Annotated in this window: 14 protein-coding genes; 9 read left to right on the top strand and 5 right to left on the bottom strand. The window is 43.1% G+C overall.

Features of this window, described 5'->3' with window-relative positions:
• The first annotated feature begins 4 nt into the window (after positions 1 to 4).
• From FHS10_RS26345 to FHS10_RS26315, 7 genes are all read left to right on the top strand, one after another.
• The gene (locus FHS10_RS26345) at positions 5 to 1,300 is read left to right on the top strand and encodes a M20/M25/M40 family metallo-hydrolase (RefSeq protein ID WP_259096930.1); all 1,296 of its coding nucleotides are present in this window, start codon (positions 5 to 7) and stop codon (positions 1,298 to 1,300) included.
• Between the two features lie 130 nt (positions 1,301 to 1,430).
• Positions 1,431 to 1,952 (top strand): AAA family ATPase, encoded by a 522-nt coding sequence (locus FHS10_RS26340; protein ID WP_259096928.1) that lies wholly within the window; start codon positions 1,431 to 1,433, stop codon positions 1,950 to 1,952.
• 451 nt (positions 1,953 to 2,403) lie between these two features.
• Complete coding sequence (locus tag FHS10_RS26335; protein WP_259096926.1) at positions 2,404 to 3,042, top strand: O-methyltransferase; 639 nt, start codon at positions 2,404 to 2,406, stop codon at positions 3,040 to 3,042.
• Between the two features lie 3 nt (positions 3,043 to 3,045).
• The gene (locus tag FHS10_RS26330; RefSeq protein ID WP_259096924.1) at positions 3,046 to 3,582 is read left to right on the top strand and encodes a glycoside hydrolase family 73 protein; all 537 of its coding nucleotides are present in this window, start codon (positions 3,046 to 3,048) and stop codon (positions 3,580 to 3,582) included.
• Positions 3,583 to 3,629: 47 nt separating this feature from the next.
• Positions 3,630 to 4,472, top strand: coding sequence for a glucosaminidase domain-containing protein (locus FHS10_RS26325; protein WP_259096922.1), 843 nt, complete (start codon positions 3,630 to 3,632; stop codon positions 4,470 to 4,472).
• 284 nt (positions 4,473 to 4,756) lie between these two features.
• Entirely contained in the window at positions 4,757 to 5,509 is a 753-nt protein-coding gene (locus FHS10_RS26320) for a hypothetical protein (RefSeq protein WP_259096920.1), read from the top strand.
• Positions 5,510 to 5,576: 67 nt separating this feature from the next.
• Positions 5,577 to 6,059, top strand: coding sequence for a GNAT family N-acetyltransferase (locus FHS10_RS26315; RefSeq protein WP_259096919.1), 483 nt, complete (start codon positions 5,577 to 5,579; stop codon positions 6,057 to 6,059).
• Between the two features lie 449 nt (positions 6,060 to 6,508).
• On the opposite strand, the gene FHS10_RS26310 is transcribed toward FHS10_RS26315, so the two are convergent.
• Both FHS10_RS26310 and FHS10_RS26305 read right to left on the bottom strand, forming a co-directional pair.
• On the bottom strand, positions 6,509 to 8,287 hold the full coding sequence (locus FHS10_RS26310) for a cellulase family glycosylhydrolase (RefSeq protein WP_259096917.1): 1,779 nt from the start codon (positions 8,285 to 8,287) through the stop codon (positions 6,509 to 6,511).
• 31 nt (positions 8,288 to 8,318) lie between these two features.
• Complete coding sequence (locus FHS10_RS26305; RefSeq protein ID WP_259096915.1) at positions 8,319 to 9,758, bottom strand: glycoside hydrolase family 30 protein; 1,440 nt, start codon at positions 9,756 to 9,758, stop codon at positions 8,319 to 8,321.
• 274 nt (positions 9,759 to 10,032) lie between these two features.
• Here FHS10_RS26305 and FHS10_RS26300 point away from each other — a divergent pair, with 274 nt between their 5' ends.
• Entirely contained in the window at positions 10,033 to 10,407 is a 375-nt protein-coding gene (locus tag FHS10_RS26300) for a response regulator (protein ID WP_259096913.1), read from the top strand.
• Between the two features lie 108 nt (positions 10,408 to 10,515).
• Here FHS10_RS26300 and FHS10_RS26295 read toward each other — a convergent pair whose 3' ends face one another.
• Together FHS10_RS26295 and FHS10_RS29255 are read right to left on the bottom strand one after the other, a co-directional pair.
• Positions 10,516 to 13,425, bottom strand: a complete 2,910-nt coding sequence (locus FHS10_RS26295) for an outer membrane beta-barrel protein (RefSeq protein ID WP_259096911.1) — start codon at positions 13,423 to 13,425, stop codon at positions 10,516 to 10,518.
• 211 nt (positions 13,426 to 13,636) lie between these two features.
• A complete protein-coding gene (locus FHS10_RS29255) occupies positions 13,637 to 14,455 on the bottom strand; it encodes a collagen-like domain-containing protein (RefSeq protein ID WP_310504204.1) in 819 nt (272 codons plus the stop codon).
• Between the two features lie 203 nt (positions 14,456 to 14,658).
• Between FHS10_RS29255 and FHS10_RS26285 the strand changes: the two genes are divergently transcribed.
• The gene (locus FHS10_RS26285; protein ID WP_259096909.1) at positions 14,659 to 14,931 is read left to right on the top strand and encodes a hypothetical protein; all 273 of its coding nucleotides are present in this window, start codon (positions 14,659 to 14,661) and stop codon (positions 14,929 to 14,931) included.
• Between the two features lie 135 nt (positions 14,932 to 15,066).
• Here FHS10_RS26285 and FHS10_RS26280 read toward each other — a convergent pair whose 3' ends face one another.
• On the bottom strand, positions 15,067 to 17,712 hold the full coding sequence (locus FHS10_RS26280; RefSeq protein WP_259096907.1) for a zinc-dependent metalloprotease: 2,646 nt from the start codon (positions 17,710 to 17,712) through the stop codon (positions 15,067 to 15,069).
• Between the last annotated feature and the right edge of the window lie 40 nt (positions 17,713 to 17,752).

Here is a 17,752-nt window from a genome sequence, read left to right as displayed (position 1 = left end):
CAACATGAAGAAAATATTATTCGCTGCAATACTTTTATCAGGATACAACCACTGCTTTGCCCAGGATGTAAATAAGCTCATCAGGCAAAAAAATGTTGACCGCATTATCAAAACCTTATCGGCCGATGATATGCAGGGCAGGGCTACTTTCACGCCAGGGATTGAGAAAGCCGCTAAGTTTATTGAAAAGGAATACAGGAAGGCTGGTTTAGTCCCGTTAACAGGCAACAAAGATTTCAGGCAAAATTTCTCGATGCTGCGCAGTTCGCCGGTATCGCTTTCTGTTAATATCAACGGAAAAACAATACCTGCCGATAGTGTTTTCGCATCGGGCAAAAATTCGTTTTCATGGAAAACCGATGCTGATGTGCAAATTATACAGGTAACTCCCGATAAAAACCTAAGGCAGGAATATGGTGCCGCTATCCGTGGCGGTAAAAAGGCGTTATTAATTATCGATCCCAAATTCAAAGACCTGTTTAAACGTCTTCATGATTATGCAGGCCGGGGAGCTGTTTCCTTTAAAGGCAAAGATCAACAGCCACTCGTATTTGTATTAGGCAAAATAGACAAAGTAAATTCCTTTGAAATAGGCTATGAAGCCAAAACTGTAGAATTGCCTTTGTTTAACGTAGCAGGAATGATCCCCGGGAAAACCAAACCCGATGAGTACGTGGTTTTTGGCGGCCATTATGACCACCTGGGTATTTTAAAACCGATGGAAGGCGATAGCATTGCAAACGGCGCCGATGATGATGCATCGGGCACTACTGCTGTGATCTCCTTAGCTAAATACTACAAAAAACTAAATAACAATGCCCGCACCCTGATCTTCGTTGCTTTTTGTGCCGAAGAAATTGGAGAGTTTGGCTCGCAATATTTTGCAACGCAAGTTGAGCCGGATAAGGTTGTGGCCATGTTTAATATCGAAATGATTGGCAAAGCCTCTAAATTCGGCACCAACTCGGCGTTTATAACCGGCTTTGAACGTTCAGACTTTGGCACCATCCTGCAAAAAAACCTGGCAGGCACCACGTTTAAGTTTTACCCTGATCCGTACCCAGACCAAGACCTTTTTTACCGCAGCGACAACGCGTCTTTAGCAGAAGTTGGCGTACCGGCTCATACCATTTCAACAGATCAGATAGATATTGATAAACTATACCATACGGTTAAAGATGAATACAGTTCATTGGATGTAAGTAATATTACCTCAACCATAAGGGCTATAGCTTTAAGCTCGCGTACTATAGTTGCCGGTACCGATACCCCTAAACGGGTAGCTAAGCTGGAAAGATAATTTTTAGATATGCAGATTACAGATGTGCAAATGAAAAGAATTAAGTATTAGATGGATGCATCAACACATCTAAATCTGCATATTTAAAATCTCCACATCCGTAATCTGCACATCTGAAATCAGTAACCCCATGAACCACATACCCAAAATAGCAGTAGTAGGCCCCGAATCGACAGGTAAATCAACCATGTCTGATTACCTGGCGGCGCATTACCAAACCATTGCTGTGCCCGAGTATGCCCGTGAGTATTGCGCAAAGCTCACCGAACCCTGTACCTGGCAGGATGAAATCAATATGTTTTACGGTCAGCTGGCTTTAGAGGAAGAGTTGCTGCCGCAAGCCAACAAGATCCTGATTTGTGATACTACCTTTATCACCGTAAAAATATGGAGCGACGAAATGTTTGGCAAAGCCCCGCAAGAGGTTTTGGACGAACTGCCCAAGCATCCCTACGACCTGTACCTGCTTCTGAACATCGATCTGCCCTGGCAGGATGACCCGCTCCGTAACTTCCCCACCATGCGCGAACATTTTATGGATGTTTGGCACAAAGAGCTCGATTCGCTAAATGCCAACTACGTGTTGATATCCGGCACGGGGGATGATCGTTATGAGAGCGCGATTAGGGCGATAGATGAATTTCATATTTGATATGCCGTCTTTTTTTGTTGGGTAAATCTGGGCCGATGGCTTAATGTTGAGCGCACTTTATTGTGCATACAATAAAGTCTCATTTAGTGCTGCTTTTTTCTGTTTTGACGCTCATATCCAACAATTAAGTGCATCATGGTTCGGGCAAAAGGCAGGGAAACCGCATTTAACATTTTGGCATAAGATAACGTCTTTCAATGAGCACAATAGGTAACCGCTATGCGGCATCTTCCCTGGTTCTTTTCTTTCTACAAACAGGTAGCCGCTATGCGGCATTGAATATTTAATAAGATGAAAGCATGCCGCATAGCGGCTACCTATTTGTAGAACAATTAATTTATGCTTTTTTGCTCCATAGGAGCTACCTTTTGCTATTCATCTTTAAAAGCGATTTCCCTGGGTTAAAAGGAGCCATTTATACCATTAAAAATAATTTCCGTAGATTTGTGGCATGGATATTCTCCCTAATGCCTTACTGGCTTACTTAGATGACCATTGCGATCCGGAGCCGGAGGCTTTGCAGCAACTGAACCGCGAAACGCATTTAAAGGTATTGCGGCCCCACATGTTATCGGGTCATTACCAGGGCAGGCTGCTTAGTTTTTTAAGTAAAATGGTAGCTCCCAAATGCATCCTGGAAATTGGTACCTACACCGGCTACTCGGCAATTTGTTTGGCCGAAGGGCTGGCTGAAGGCGGTATCCTGCATACCATTGAGGTTAACCGCGAAATGGAGGATATCATCAATTCACACTTTAAACTAACAAATGTTGAAAACAAAATAAAGCTTCATTTTGGGCAAGCAGAGGCCATTATCCCTGATTTAGAGGCAGATGTTTTCGATTTGGTGTTTATTGATGCTGACAAGAAGAATAATTTTACTTACTTTCAATTGGTTTTTGACAAAGTCAGATCCGGAGGATTAATAATAATTGACAATGTTTTGTGGAAAGGAAAGGTGTACGGGCCCGAAAAAGATACCGATACCGAGAATATTCGCAAACTAAATGACCACATAGCTGTTGATAGCAGGATAGAAAAACTCATCCTGCCCGTACGCGATGGCTTGCTGGTTATCAGAAAAAAATAAATTATGAAGAAAATCTTACTGATTACTACACTGTTGATCTCAACACTTGCTGCTTCAGCACAAAAGAACACTTCACAATCCTATATCCAGAAGTTCAAAGATGATGCCATTCGTATCATGCACGAAACCGGAATTCCTGCAAGCATCGTTTTAGGTGTAGCCATGCATGAATCGGGCTGTGGCAATAGCACAATAGCGCAAAACCTTAATAATCAGTTTGGAGTAAAAGGCGGAGGCAGTGTAGTTTTTATTAAACACAATAAAAAAGTAAGGTCGGCTTACAAAAAATACGATTCGGTTTTTGAATCATTCCAGGATTTTGCCCGCATCATGACCGAACGTAAACAGTTCAGTCACCTGGCCGATGTGCTTACCCATTATGATTACGCAGGCTGGGCACACGGCATTCAGCGTAATGGTTATGCCAGCAGCCGCAAATGGGCAGCACAGGTTTTGGGCATCATCAAAAAATACGATCTGAACGACCTGGACGAAAACCCATCAGAACAGCCTAAAGAATTAGCAGAAGCTAAACAATAATCTTTATTTTGGCGTTTTAAAAACGCTATATATCAAGGTTTAGCTTTATGCAAAAATCATTTCTACTCTTATCTGTTGTTGTAATTTGTTTCAGTTCGTGCTCGGCACGTAAAAAAACAACCGGCTCCATCTCCAATCGCGATGTTAAACGCAATAACAGCAGCATCCAAAAGGCCAACAGTGCTTCTATTGCCAATTACAAACAACTTACCTCTTTAGATTATATTGACCGCTTTAAGGCTATTGCTATACAGGAAATGAACCAATATGGTATCCCTGCAAGTATTACCCTTGCCCAGGGTTTATTTGAATCTGGCGCCGGTAACAGCGAGCTGGCCCGTTTTGCCAACAACCACTTCGGCATTAAATGCACCAGCGACTGGAAAGGTAAAAGCTATTATAAAGATGATGACCAGGTTAATGATTGTTTTCGCGTTTATGACAACCCCGAAGATTCATTCCGTGATCACTCCACTTTTTTAAGGCGTAAAAACTACGCTAAACTTTTCGAACTGGATAAAAACGATTACGAAGGCTGGGCCAAAGGCCTCAAAGCAGCCGGCTATGCCACCAACCCTAAATATCCGCAACTGCTGATCAACCTTATTGTAAAATATAACCTTGACCAGTACGACCGTCCCGAAGGCGAAGCGGCCAAAATTAAACGCGAAGACCGCGTACTGTCGCAGATCAACGATAGCATTGGCAAGCCTAATACAGATACCCTAACCAAAACAAAACCCGACGATAAGATCTACACCGTTAAGCAAGGCGATACACTATACAACATTTCTAAACGTTTTGGAATAACTGTTGATGAGTTAAAAGCGTTAAACAGTATACCAGACAATAACATCCACATAGGTCAAAAACTGGTAGTTGTTAAGTAAGGAAAAAAAGTCAAGAGACAAGAATCAAGAGTTAAGACAAAAAGAAAACGGCAAAAAGAATCCCGTCATTGCGAGGCACGAAGCAATCCCCAACTTTACAGGGATGCTTGCACGGCTGCTCTGCATATCGGGGATTGCTTCGTACCTCGCAATGACGATGGGTAAAAGGCCTTGGAAAAAAGTCTTAACTCTTGATTCTTGTCTCTTGACTCTCTCCCCTCAGAAGTTAATTGTTGTTAAATAGTATGGCTAAATGCGGCCGAACATTTATTTTTGGCGCCACAATGAAAGTATGGTTGTTCCTCATTTTCTGCACCTTATCTGCCCGGGGTTTTGCACAGCAAAAGCCGGTAGAAGGTATTGTGTTTGATAAGGACAGTAAAGACCGTATTGCCAAGGTAAATATTGTGAACGCTACCACAGGCAAATCGGTTTACAATAGCCTTAAAGGTGAGTTTAGCATTGATGCCCAGCCCGGCGATGTGCTGATATTTAGCAAACCCGATCATTTTAATGATACCCTCAAGGTAAAAAGCGCCGATGCCTTAGCCGTTTATATGAAACGTTCGGCCATTATGCTTAAAGAGGTTTACATCCGCGATACGGTGCTTACCCCCGAAAAGCAATTTGCAGCCACTAAACGCGATTACACCAAAATTTACGGATCGGAATATAGCCAAAGCCTGCTTTCGGTGGCGCCGGGTTTAGGTGCGGGTATTGGCATTGATGCGCTATATAATGCATTTAGCCGCAGCGGCCGTAACGCGGCCAAACTGCGTGAAACCATCGAAAAGGATTATCACCAACAGGAAATCGACTATCGTTTTAACCGCCCCTTTGTGGCCAGTGTAACCCGGCTTAAAGACCAGCAGCTTACCGATTTTATGCAGCGCTACCGCCCCGGTTATTACATGGTTAAAACCACTACAGATTATGAGTTTATAGCGAGCATTAAAGCCAACCTGCGTCGCTTTTTACGTTCGCCCAGAACGTATTCTTTAGCCCCATTAGTAACACCGCCGGTAACCAATAACTAATTTACCCTTACAAACGGGCGTTGTTCTTTATCTTCGCCCTTAGTCATTCAATAAGCCCTCTTTCACCATGCAAATAAGACCAGCCGATAACAACGACCTTAATGGCATCTGGGAAATTTTTCACCAGGTGATCAAATCCGGCGATACCTATACTTTTGATCCTGATACCCCAAAAGAAGATCTGTCTAAATACTGGCTTGCGCCGGGTATGACAGTATTTGTTGCCCAAGAGGACGACAAAATATTAGGCACCTATTTTATAAAAGCTAACCAGGTAGGTTTAGGCGCGCACATTGCCAATTGCGGTTATATGGTACATCCCGAAGCAAGGGGCAAAGGCCTGGGCGGGCAACTATGTGAGCATTCGCAACAATACGCCCGCCAAACGGGGTTCCGTGGCATCCAGTTTAATATTGTGGTAAGCACCAACGAAACAGCCGTAAGGCTCTGGAAAAAGTGCGGCTTTGAAATTGTAGGGACCACTCCCAAAGGGTTTAATCACCGGTTGCTGGGGTTTGTAGATTCTTATATTATGTTTAAAGAGGTATAAGAGGCGGTTAAAACATTATTGCATAACAGGCATTGCTTTGCTGCTCTTTCTACCCGTGACGATATGCCATGTCATGGTTTTTTTCAGTTGCCAGTTGAAGAATCCAAGCTGGCGTCCCCACCCCGTCATGCTGAGTTTTAAAATCCGCGGACTGTGAAGAGGAAAATGACGTAAAAACTGTCCTCTCCACCCTGTCATGCTGAGGAACGAAGAATCTATTCGTGAACATACAGAGCGAACGAGCATGGTGTAGAATAGATCCTTCGTTCCTCAGGATGACAGTCGTTTTAAAAGACGTCATGGGTAGGCACGAAGCATCTTCTTCACTATAAAAATCTGCAATTAGCAGGTCGAAGAAGATCCTTCGTACCTCAGGATGGCAATCATTTTTACAATATGTTATAGGTGGGAGGAACATCTTATTCTATCCTCAAACAGTGCCTGACACTTTACTTCCCCTTATCAAACTCCAAACTTTTAAAGTTATAGCCCCCCATATCGGCATACACCTTTATCTTATTGCTTCCTGCCTTCAGTTTAACGTTTTTTATAGTTATGCTTTGCCATTTTTTAAACCCTCCGGTGCTGGGTACAGCTACCGTTTGAGCTACGCCGTTAACGCTAAAAGATATTTTACCATCATCGGCTGCAGCTGCAACTTTTAACTTAACCGAATAAGCGCCGGGAGTAATCGCCTTTACCGTATATTGCAGCCATTCGCCTTTTTCAATATCATCCACAAAATAGCTATTGTATTCGGTCGAGTCTTTGGCGATGTCCACCCCGTCGTTACGGTAAACATGCCCGTTGTTGCCTTTACCGTATTTGCCGGTTGATACATGGTAATCGGCCGTATCGGTATCAAAATAGGCGAAACCATTGCGGCCTAAATCATAATCAACAGCATTGATCACCGTGCCATTTTTAACTTTATTGGCTTTAAACGGTTTAGTTGCCGTGGTATGCGGCTGCCTGAAAATGGCATCTATCACATCGTGGTGAATAATGGCATTCTCTAATTTGGCATAAGTTGCCAGCTCCATGGTACCGCTGTAAACGTTGCTTTCTTTAGGCTTATGCTTCCCTGTATTCAGGTAGTTGGCAACATCATTATAGTTTAAGTTCGATGGTATTTCTATAGGGTTATTGTTGCCCATCTTCTTTAATGGCCATAACGCCCAACCTATGTTATTTTTCTCCAGCAAACCAATCGCTTCGGTTAGCCAAACATTCGAGTTTTCGCCGGTTTCCCCAAGCCATACGGGTACATTGTATTGATCGCGGGTTTTAACAATATGCTCAACGGATTTTTGATCGTTATAGTTCCAGTACTTATGAAAGCTAAGCACCATATTTTTATCCCAGGTAGGCAATATGCCGTTGTAGTTATTGCCCCAGCCATTGCCCTCAATAATAATGATGTGCTTTTTATCAACCTCACGAATGGCGGCGGTAATTTCAACCATCAATTTTCTTAGCGGGGCATTGGTTTTCTCGTGTAGCCCGTTTTTGTCGTTAACCGGGTCGTCAAAGCCAAAATTGGGTTCGTTAATAATATCGTAGCCGGCTATATTAGGTTCGTTTTTGTAGCGGTCGGCAAGTTTGCGCCAAAGGGCTATCATCTTTTGCTGATTAGCCTCGCTATCCCATAAGGAGGGGTTATCTGGGTTTCTGTCAGATATATTCAAATCATTACCCTGGCCGCCTGGTGTGGCATGCAAATCAAGGATCAGGTACATATGGTTCGCTTTGCACCAGGCCAGCAAATCGTCGGTCATTTTAAACCCTTTATCCAGCCAGGTATTTTGCCCTTTTACTGGTTCCTTCTCAATAGGCAAGGTGTACAGGTTATAATGCATAGGAAGGCGAATAGAGTTAAATCCCCAGCGCTTCATGGAGTCAACATCAATTTTGCGGGTGCCGTTGGCCAGCCAGGTATCATAAAATTCTTTGGTTTCGGCCGGCCCCATCAACTCTTCCAAGCGTTCCCGGATGCGGTATTGGCGGCTATCGTTATTAACGTGCAGCATGTAGCCTTCCTGCAGCATCCAGCCGCCCAGCCCCATGCCACGCAGCAGTACATTGTGACCTTTTTCGTCCACTATCTTTTTACCATCGGCCTTTAAAAAGCCTTGCTGGGCCTTGCCTTGTATCGATAATAAAGACACTACAGAAAGCATTACTAAACCTTTGGCCGAAAATATATTTTTAACAGATTGAATTAACATGATCTTTTTAATTTGAGATATACAATTTAAACTACCAGATGTAAGTACCTACAGAACCCTGGTCTAAATGCGCGGCAAGCGTTTTGCCCTGGTATTTGATATTAAAATCAAGCGCCGCGTTCCCGGTATTGGCTACTATTAATACCTTTTTACCATCGGGCGTTTTAAAGGCAACGTTAGGCAGTTTATCTAAATTATTAGATGCAACCCGCACCGAACCCGGGCGCACAAATTTGGATGCATGCGCAATTGAGTAGTAGGCAATGTTTTTCTTTACCTCATTTTTATCAATGGTAACAGCGCCCTGGCATGACGGACATCCGCCTCTATCGGTATAGGGCCTATATTCCGGATCGGCGGCCAGGTTCCATTCCAGCACGTTGCGGCTCCAGTTGCGGGTGGCCCCGATAATAAGGCGTTTAACCGGGTTAATGATATTGATGGTAGCCTGATTTTCCGGCTCCACAACCATTTGTTCGGTAAAATAGATGTTCTTATCGGGATGGGCATTGTGCACATCGCTTAAGGCCTCTATATTGCCGCCATACAGGTGAAAGCCCGAACCATCGATGTATTTGCGCGCCGCTGGGTCGTTTAATATCGAGATTGGATAATCGGGCCTGTCGGCATTATGATCGTACAAGATTATTTTGGTTTTGATGCCAGCAGCTTTAAACGCCGGGCCTAAGTTGTTCTTGATAAATGAGCCTTCATCGGGCGCAACTAACAATAGGCTGGGGTTATTACCGGGGTGTAAGGGCTCGTTCTGAATAGTTATCGCATCTATATTAATGCCATGCGCTTTCATCCCTTGTATGTATTTTACCAGGTATTCGGCGTAAGTTCCCCAGTACTCAGGCTTCAATCTGCCACCGCGGGTATCCTCATTAGTTTTCATCCAGGCCGGCGGCGACCACGGCGATCCTAATATTTTAATAGCCGGGTTAATAGCCAAAATCTGCTTCATCACCGGGATCACATCCTGCTTATCTGGCCCAAGGTCAAAGTGTTTTAAGGTAGGATCGGTTTGCCCGGCCGGCATATCATCATAGGAGAAAACTTTCTCGTTAAGATCTGATGAGCCGATACTCAACCTCAGATAACTTACTCCGATGTTATTATCGCTGGTGGCGAAAAGATTTTTAAGTAATGCCGCCCTGCTATCGGCGCTCATACGGATGATGTGCATGGCACTGCCACCTGTAAGCGCGAAACCAAATCCGTCAATAGGCTGGTAAGTTTCTTTATCGTTAACCGCAATGGTAAGGTCGGCGGTTTTACCATCGGCCTTAAACGGCAAAACGTCCGTCTGCTTCTGAAACAGAGCCGATCTATCGGCCTTTGTAAGCCACAAGTTTGCGCTTTCGGCTTTTTGTGCCGATGCTATGGTTGTTGAACCCAGTAGCGCTGCTGCCGATAAAAACAACCCGGCATATTTATTCATCGCATTGATATTAAAATGGTTGCGCATTATAGATTAGATTTTTGAAGATATTGTGAATAATTGGTTGAGTAAATTTATTATTGTTTTTGGGATTAAAAACAGGTAAATGGTTAAGTAACCGATAATTTACGTGTATTTAGTACACAAAGCTATGCTATTGCACGGGATGATGATTTAAAAAAATGCGGAGTAGTGGATTTGAAGGGCTTACTTTATAAGTGAACCACAAGCATCATTTAATTAGAACTAAAATTATTTGTTTTTATTAAAAACTTGTTTTATTTTCACTTGCACTATCTTAATGAAAGATTCCAACAAAAAGATCATCATATTTGATGATGACGAAGACATCCTTTCTATCTGCAGTTATATTTTAGAGGAGCAAGGCTGGGAGGTGCATACCTTCACAGACTGCAATAATATAACCGAAAAAGTATCCGGCATTTTGCCAGATGTTATACTCATGGATAATTGGATACCTGATGCAGGCGGCATCATAGCCACTCAAACGCTAAAAAAAACAGAGGCACTTAAAGATATTCCGGTAATTTATTTCTCGGCCAACAGCGATATCCAGATTTTGGCTAATCACGCCGGCGCACAAACCTTTCTTGCCAAACCGTTTGACCTGGAAGAGCTGGAACGCGTGATTAACAAAGTGCTGGTAACGGGGTAAGAGTTGAAAGCTATAAGCGTGGTTATGTGCCTACAGGTACTTTTAAAATATTTTTTCAAACAAAAAGACCTCATCCGGTAAAGATGAGGTCTTTTTGTTATAAGGGTCTTATTGTATGCCACCCGGACCGCCTGGACCGCCACCGCCCGGACCGCCGCCCCCTGGGCCACCTCTTTGCCTGTCGCCATTACGAATATCCTGTGTTGGCGCTTTGCCGGCAAATTTTTGCAGGCGTAGGGTAAAGGTCAGCAGGTAATAACGGGCAAGCCTGTTCACACTTGATTGTGTAATTGAGCTGGCCGTAGTAGTTGATGAATAGCCTGTATTTTGGTTAAACAAATCGAAGCCCGAAAGGCGGATAGTTGCCACCTTGTTTTTCAGAAAACGACGCTCAACATACAGGTTTAAAATGTTAGGGTTGGTTACTTTAATATTTGATGCATAACCATAGTTAGTAGCCTTGGTAAAGTCATAGCTAAATACCCAATCGCCAAAATAGTTTTTACCATTTAAGCCAACATTCCATGTCCTGATGTTAGTTATTGAATTGTTGAAATCGTTTTGTACGGAGTTGCTGGTTCTGTTGATATTGTAGTTGGTTAACAATTGCGCATCAATAATGTTAGGCAAATCAACTCTGAAACGAACTTCTGGTGTCAGCACAAGATTTTTAGCAAGGTTCTTTTGCTCGGCAGCGGTTATTTCATCTGCAGTAGCTGCAAGCGGATCGCCGTTGATATTGGTTAAATAACCCACATTGTTATTATACTGCGCTGTACCATTTAATGAAAGGGTGTATTTCCTTTCGGCCCAAGGCTTCGCATAAGTTACCCTGCCTGTAAAGCTGTAAAAGCCATTAGCGTTTAAATACTGGGTAAGGATCCTGTTTGATGTATTTGAGGTAATGGTATTGGTTACTACCTGGTTTGATACATTTTGATAAGTAAAGTTGGCAAAAAATACGTTACCGGTAGCAAAACTAAAGTTGTTATACCTGATAGATACGTTGTTGGTAAACGCGGGATTCAGGTTAGGGTTACCCTGAACCGGATATAGCGCGTTTGACAGATCGACAACAGGTTGCAGCTGGCTAAAGCTTGGTGCCGCGTTTGATCCGTTATAGTTTATGCTGAATGATTTACTGCGCGAATAGTTATAAATAAAACGGGCTGTAGGAATATAGTTAAATGTGGTTTTATGTGTTTGTACACCGGTTACCAGCGAGTTTCCGTCTAACACGGACGGCTGTACTCCTAAGCCTAAAGTGTAGTTATATTTTTTCTCGATAAAACGATAGTTTAAACCGATTTTATTGGTGGTAAATGTATAGTTGTATTGATTGCTTAACAAATCATACTTGTTATAAGTATTGGCATTGCTTAAAGTATCAGTCTCTTTATTATTTACAGTAATAGAGTGATTAAAGGCATAGTTAAGCTCCAGATAGGAACGCTTGCCCAAGGGGTTAAGGTATGATACATTTGTGCCATAACTATTGGTACGGCTGTAAGTATAAATTACCTGGTTCTCTGGTGCAGGCGGTGTGCCTGCGGTATAATCATATATAGGGTTTTGATAAGCCGAGGTTGGTGCCGAGCTGGCAGTAGCCAAAATACTCAGGTTACGCCTGCCACCAAACCTATGGTTAAACAAAGCTGTAATACCATAAGTAGGCGATTGAGAATTACCGTTGGTAATAGAATTATAGGCCGATGTTACCGTTTCTTTTTGGGTAAGACTTACATTATCAGCTTCGTTTGTGCTGGTACCTGCATAAGAAAAAGTAGGTGTTACTTTTAAGTAGTTAACGGTATCGGGCTTGTATTCCATGTTCCAGTTAATCCGGTGGTTTACCTTGTTATCTTTTTCCTGGCTCAACTGCGTCTGGTTGCTCGGGTTTTGCGACGATGTATTTTGCTGAAAGATGTTGTTGGTAGTATTGGTGGTATTATCTGCAAAGCTATAGCTGCCATATACCGATAATGCTTTGCCCCACTGATCGCGGAAGTTTAAACCGATAGATTTTGCATCGGTAATACCATTGGCTGCGGTTATTAAGCTACCGCTATTGTTACCACCACGGCCTGCATTGCCACGACCGCCGCCGCCACCAAAACCACCGCCAGTACTGGTGCTGCCGAATGAAAATGTGTTTACGTTAGTATTGTTAATACTGCCCTGCAAAGCAATTTGCTGATCGCCGTGAAAATTAAAAACGTTTAATGAACCAATGTAACGGTTATCGTTGGGTACTCCGTCTTTTGCGGGTAAAGCATCACGCCCGTCGCCGGCGGTAGCCTGCGCGGTATAGCCATAGTTTTTATCCTTGCGGATGGTAATGTTCATGATCTTTTCGGGCTCGCCGGTTTTTACGCCGGTAAGGTTTGCCTGGTCGCCATAGTCATCAATCATCTGTATATTTTCAATGATATCGGCGGGCAGGTTTTTGGTGGCGCTTTGCACGTCGCCACCCATATAATCTTTACCGTTTATACGCACTTTGGTAACCTGCTTGCCCTGGGTTGTAATGTTGCCATTTACGTCAACATCAACACCTGGTAATTTTTTGATCAGGTCTTCGGTAGGGGCATTTTCCCGTACTTTGTAAGCCGCCGCATTATAAACTACGGTATCCTCCTTAAGGGTAATAGGGTTTGCCGCACCAACAATATTAACCTGGTTAAGCATGTTAGTTTCGGCTTTTAAAATGATCACCCCCAGGTCAACCGGTTTGCTGTTATCTTCAAGCGAAAAATGTTTTTTGATACCTATAAAACCTATAGATGATATGGTAAGTGTTATTGTTTTGCCTTTAACACCGCTAAAGGTGAATTTGCCATTAGCATCGGCAATGGTTAAAGTACTATCGCCGGTATTACTTATCAGTTTGATGCTGCTGCCGGGTAAACTTAGTTTGGTAGTATCGGCAATAATCCCGCTAATATCGCGGGCTGTTTGCGCGTGTGCGCCAAGGATGCTTAAAAAAGTAATACTTACTATGAGTAAAAAGGATTTCATGATATATGTTCAGCTTACGGTGTTTTCATTTTTAATTAAAGACACAATTAAAGTACAAATGTTCAACATATAAAGGGCTTATTGAATAATAAACATATAATTGTTACACATACGCCTATTAAAGGCCTATCAATCATAGTATTGTTACATTTATATATAGCAAAAGCCGGACAATGCCGGCTTTTTGCTGTTTATGAGATCAGTACTTAAGTTAATTCAGGTTTAATGCCGAAGCTACTTCATTATAGTTCTTTAAATTAAGGCCAGGATGGGTAACCTGCAACGTGGTAACAGAACCGCCTGGTATTACAATTACCTTGAAATCATAGTTTGGCGAATTGAAGTTTGCCGTTATACGCACATAACCAACACCAACATCAGATTGATATATAGCGTTAGTTGTAACAACATAAGGTAATGAAGCAAATGTAGAAGTACCAGATACCCTAACGTATGCTAAAACAAGCCCACTATTAACAATTTGCTGAGTAATGGCTGGAACGTTAAGTAAAATACCAGTTGCGGTACTATTAACTGTCTTATTTAAAAGGATATAGCTTTTGATATTAACAGAGCCATCTGCACCGGTAGGGCCTTGCGGACCAGTTGCTCCCGTAGCACCAGTTGCCCCTGTAGCACCAGTAGCGCCGGTTGCTCCTGTAGCACCGGTTGCTCCAATAGGGCCTTGTGGGCCGGCCGGGCCTTGCGCACCGGTTGCTCCCGTAGCACCGGTTGCTCCTGTAGCACCAGTTGCCCCCGTAGCACCGTTTGCTCCTTGCGGGCCGGTAGCGCCAATTGGTCCTTGCGGGCCGGTAGCGCCGGTGGCACCAGTTGCTCCCGTTGGGCCCGGTATGCCTGTTGTTGCTCCCTGTGGCCCCTGTGCTCCTGTAGCACCAGTATCTCCTTTTGGCCCCTGTGCTCCATCTGCACCGGTAGCACCGGTTGGTCCGGGTGTTTTATCTTTTTTGCACGAGTTAGCGCTTATCATGCAAATCAATAAAACGGGTATTAAAAGTCGTAGTCTTCTCATATAGATATGATTTAGTAATATTATAGTGCGTCTTAATACGGATATGTGGAAAATTAGTTTCACGAAATGTTGATACAATTGTAGTTTTTAGGTATCGAGGCGATTTTAGCTATTGTGTTGTCAATATATTATTAAACAAATGTTAAAAGAACAGCATAACAAAATGTCCAACCTTTTCGTTATACTTAAAAACATTTTAACCTATGAACAACATCAGCAATAATCTACACACCAAAGTGCACCGATGGATAGATGCTATCGGCTTTAGGCTTAATGCCTCGCAAACAAATGGTAAAAGTAATGTTACAATTAACCATTACTTTTTTGAAACCTTCAATTTTTTTGAAAAAGCCCGCAGAAACCATCCGGAGAGGTCAACCTTTCTTTGTTTTGATGCCTATGGCGAAAAAATAAATGTAAAGTCGTTACTTGATCTGCAGGTCGCGTTTTTTGAAAATATCAGCCAGCTTAAATAATTGCCCTTTAATTGCTGATGTAATTGGCATAATTAAATAGCTATCCTGAGCGCGTTACCGTACCTTATATAAATAAAAAACCTGCTTATCACTAAGCAGGTTTTTTTACGCAGAAATTTTTATTGTTGCTATAAATTAGTTATCAACATTTGTTTTAGGCCAGCAGTTCAGGTAGCCTTTGTCAGTGTTTTCTTTTAAAATTTCCTGGGCTTCTATACCTCTGAAGCTGCCTCCACCCGGAATATTAACAATAGGGCGGGTTGGGTTTAAAGCCTCTTTGATCCGCAAATGCAAATCGGCAAAGTGAGCGGAGGTTAAAGCATCACCTCCTTTTGGCAGGGCGGCGTCAATCTTTTTCAATTCGGCACGTACCATCGGCCTGATGTCTGATAGCAGGATGTTAATAGGCGTTAACCCATATGATGCCAGCTGCGCCGATGTAGCACCCGGAAAAGTAAAGCTGAAATCTGTATTAAGCAAACCTTTCAGGTTTTCAACATAAGCACGTTGCAGGTTGCGTTTAAACACATCTGGCTTAGCACCGGTTACTATCCCGCTGTTTAAATCGGTAAATAACTGTGCTACAGTATAGGCCGCCGGGCCGTTCTTAGCTTCATTATCAAACATGCGTGCCAGTCTTGATGGCGTTAATACATTGCTCAGCATTGATACCTGTAAAGCTTTGATACGGTTTATTACAACACCGTTATCAAATTTACCCAACTCATTTTTGTCGATAAGCCAGTAAGGGGTGGTAAATAATTGTTTGTTTAAAAAGTCGACAGCATCATGCTGCAGGTTTTTGTTTACAAAATCATAAACCGGGCCTTTTTGATCATAGGTTTTAAAGTTTTCGTTCATGCCGCCGATATTGGTGGTCACGTGGCCCATATAGCGGTAGTACTGACCTAATACCTCGTTATATAACTCGCTGACGTCATCATAGTCCTCACCTTTTTGATAGGTCCATTTTTCAAGATTTGGCAAAATACGTTTAAGATTGGCAATGCCGTAAGTGCTGGCTTTCATGGCATTATCACCCAAATCCTCGTTTTGCAGGCGCGGATCAATTGAAGTGCCTTGTCTGCCGTAATAGTAAAGCGGATTACCGGCATTTTTGGTGGTCCATACATTTAAGGCCTCCTTTTCCTGCGCGGCTGTTTTATTGCCGGGGAACCAGGTATAACCCCATTTTACCGACCAAAGATCATATTCGCCAATTTGCGGGTACAAATGGGTAACACCGTCGCCCGGTTGGGCAATGTAGTTAAAGCGGGCATAATCCATGATAGACGGAGCTGTTCCATGTTTATCGGTAAATGATTTTGACCGGAGTGAATCAACAGGGTAGGCATAGCTTGAGCCAAAGTTATGCGGCAAGCCCAAAGTATGGCCAATTTCATGTGATGATACAAAGCGGATCAGTTCGCCCATTTGCTCATCGGTAAATTGGGCTTTGCGGGCGGCAGGGTTTATGGCCGCGGTTTGAATCAGGTACCAATCGCGCAGCAGGCTCATTACATTATGGTACCAGCCAACATGGCTTTCCAGGATCTCGCCGGTACGTGGATCTGACACATGCGGGCCATAGGCGTTTTCAACATCTGATGCAAAATAGCGGATAACGCTGTAGCGGGCATCCTCGGTACTAAACTCGGGGTCTTCTTTTTTGGTGGGGGCCACTTTGCCCACAATGGCATTTTTAAAACCGGCTGCTTCAAAAGCTTTGTTCCAATCGTTTACACCGGCAATAAGATATGGTACCCATTTTTTTGGCGTTGCCGGGTCAATGTAGTATACAATTTGTTTTTTAGGTTCAACCAGTTCGCCACGGCTGTAAGCAGCAGGATCTTTGGGCTCCAGTTTCCAACGATGGATATAGGCTGTAACTTCCGATTTTTGCTTATCAGTACCAAAATCGGTTTGACTTTGGCCAAAAAAGCCAACCCTTGCATCGCTGATGCGGGGTTTCATTGGCGTTTTGGGCAGCAACAGCATGGAAGTGTTTAATTCAAATGTTACCGCGCCGTTGGAGTTATCGGTAGGCGACTCGCCCGAGCGATAGGTTTTTAGGGTACGGGCTTCCAGGTTAATAGGAAAGCTCTTTATGGTGTCGATATAAGACCGGGAAGCATCAACCCCCGAAACTTTATACGCTTTTTTAACATCATCAGATAAACCGATAGCGGCAATATCGCCATTGTAAAAATCAGATACATCAATTAAAACACCGGTAGTATCTTTGTTAAAAGCCTTGATATCAAAGGAAGCTAAAACTGCGTCAAGATTTGAATTTTTAACAGACTGGTACATATCTGATGTACTATCGGCGCGTACCGAATAGCTTGGCACTCTTATGAATACCTGTTTGTCATGACGTTCCCATTTCCAAACCTGCTGGTTAAGTTCTTCGCCGCCGTATTGCTGTCCGAAAGTTTTTAGCCCGGTAGGTGTTTTTACATAGCGGGTTACTACCAGCATCTCGCGGTTCAATAACGAATCGGGAATTTCATAGTAGTATTTTCCGTCAACCTTGTAAGTGTTAAACAGGCCGCTATCGGCTTTAACCTTGCCGGTTATTACATCGCTAAACTTTTTAATACCTTCTTTTTTAGGGGCACCGGTAGTAGCTGTTGCGGTAGTGCCACCTGGTCCTGTGGTTGTTTTAAGTGTTAAAGTTTGATTAGCTGCCTGCTTTTTTGTGGCGCAGGAGGCCGCCAAAACAGCTAACATAAATGCAGCGCCACGCATATACTGGCCTGCTACAAAGGTTTTTTTCATTTATTACAATAGTTTAAACGTAAACTTATATAAAAATTTG

The sequence above is a fragment of the Mucilaginibacter dorajii genome (assembly GCF_024808255.1).
In the GTDB taxonomy this organism is placed as follows: Bacteria; Bacteroidota; Bacteroidia; order Sphingobacteriales; family Sphingobacteriaceae; genus Mucilaginibacter; species Mucilaginibacter dorajii.
The sequence above is the reverse complement of the archived record's forward strand: the minus strand, read 5'-3'. Positions and strand labels throughout refer to the sequence as shown.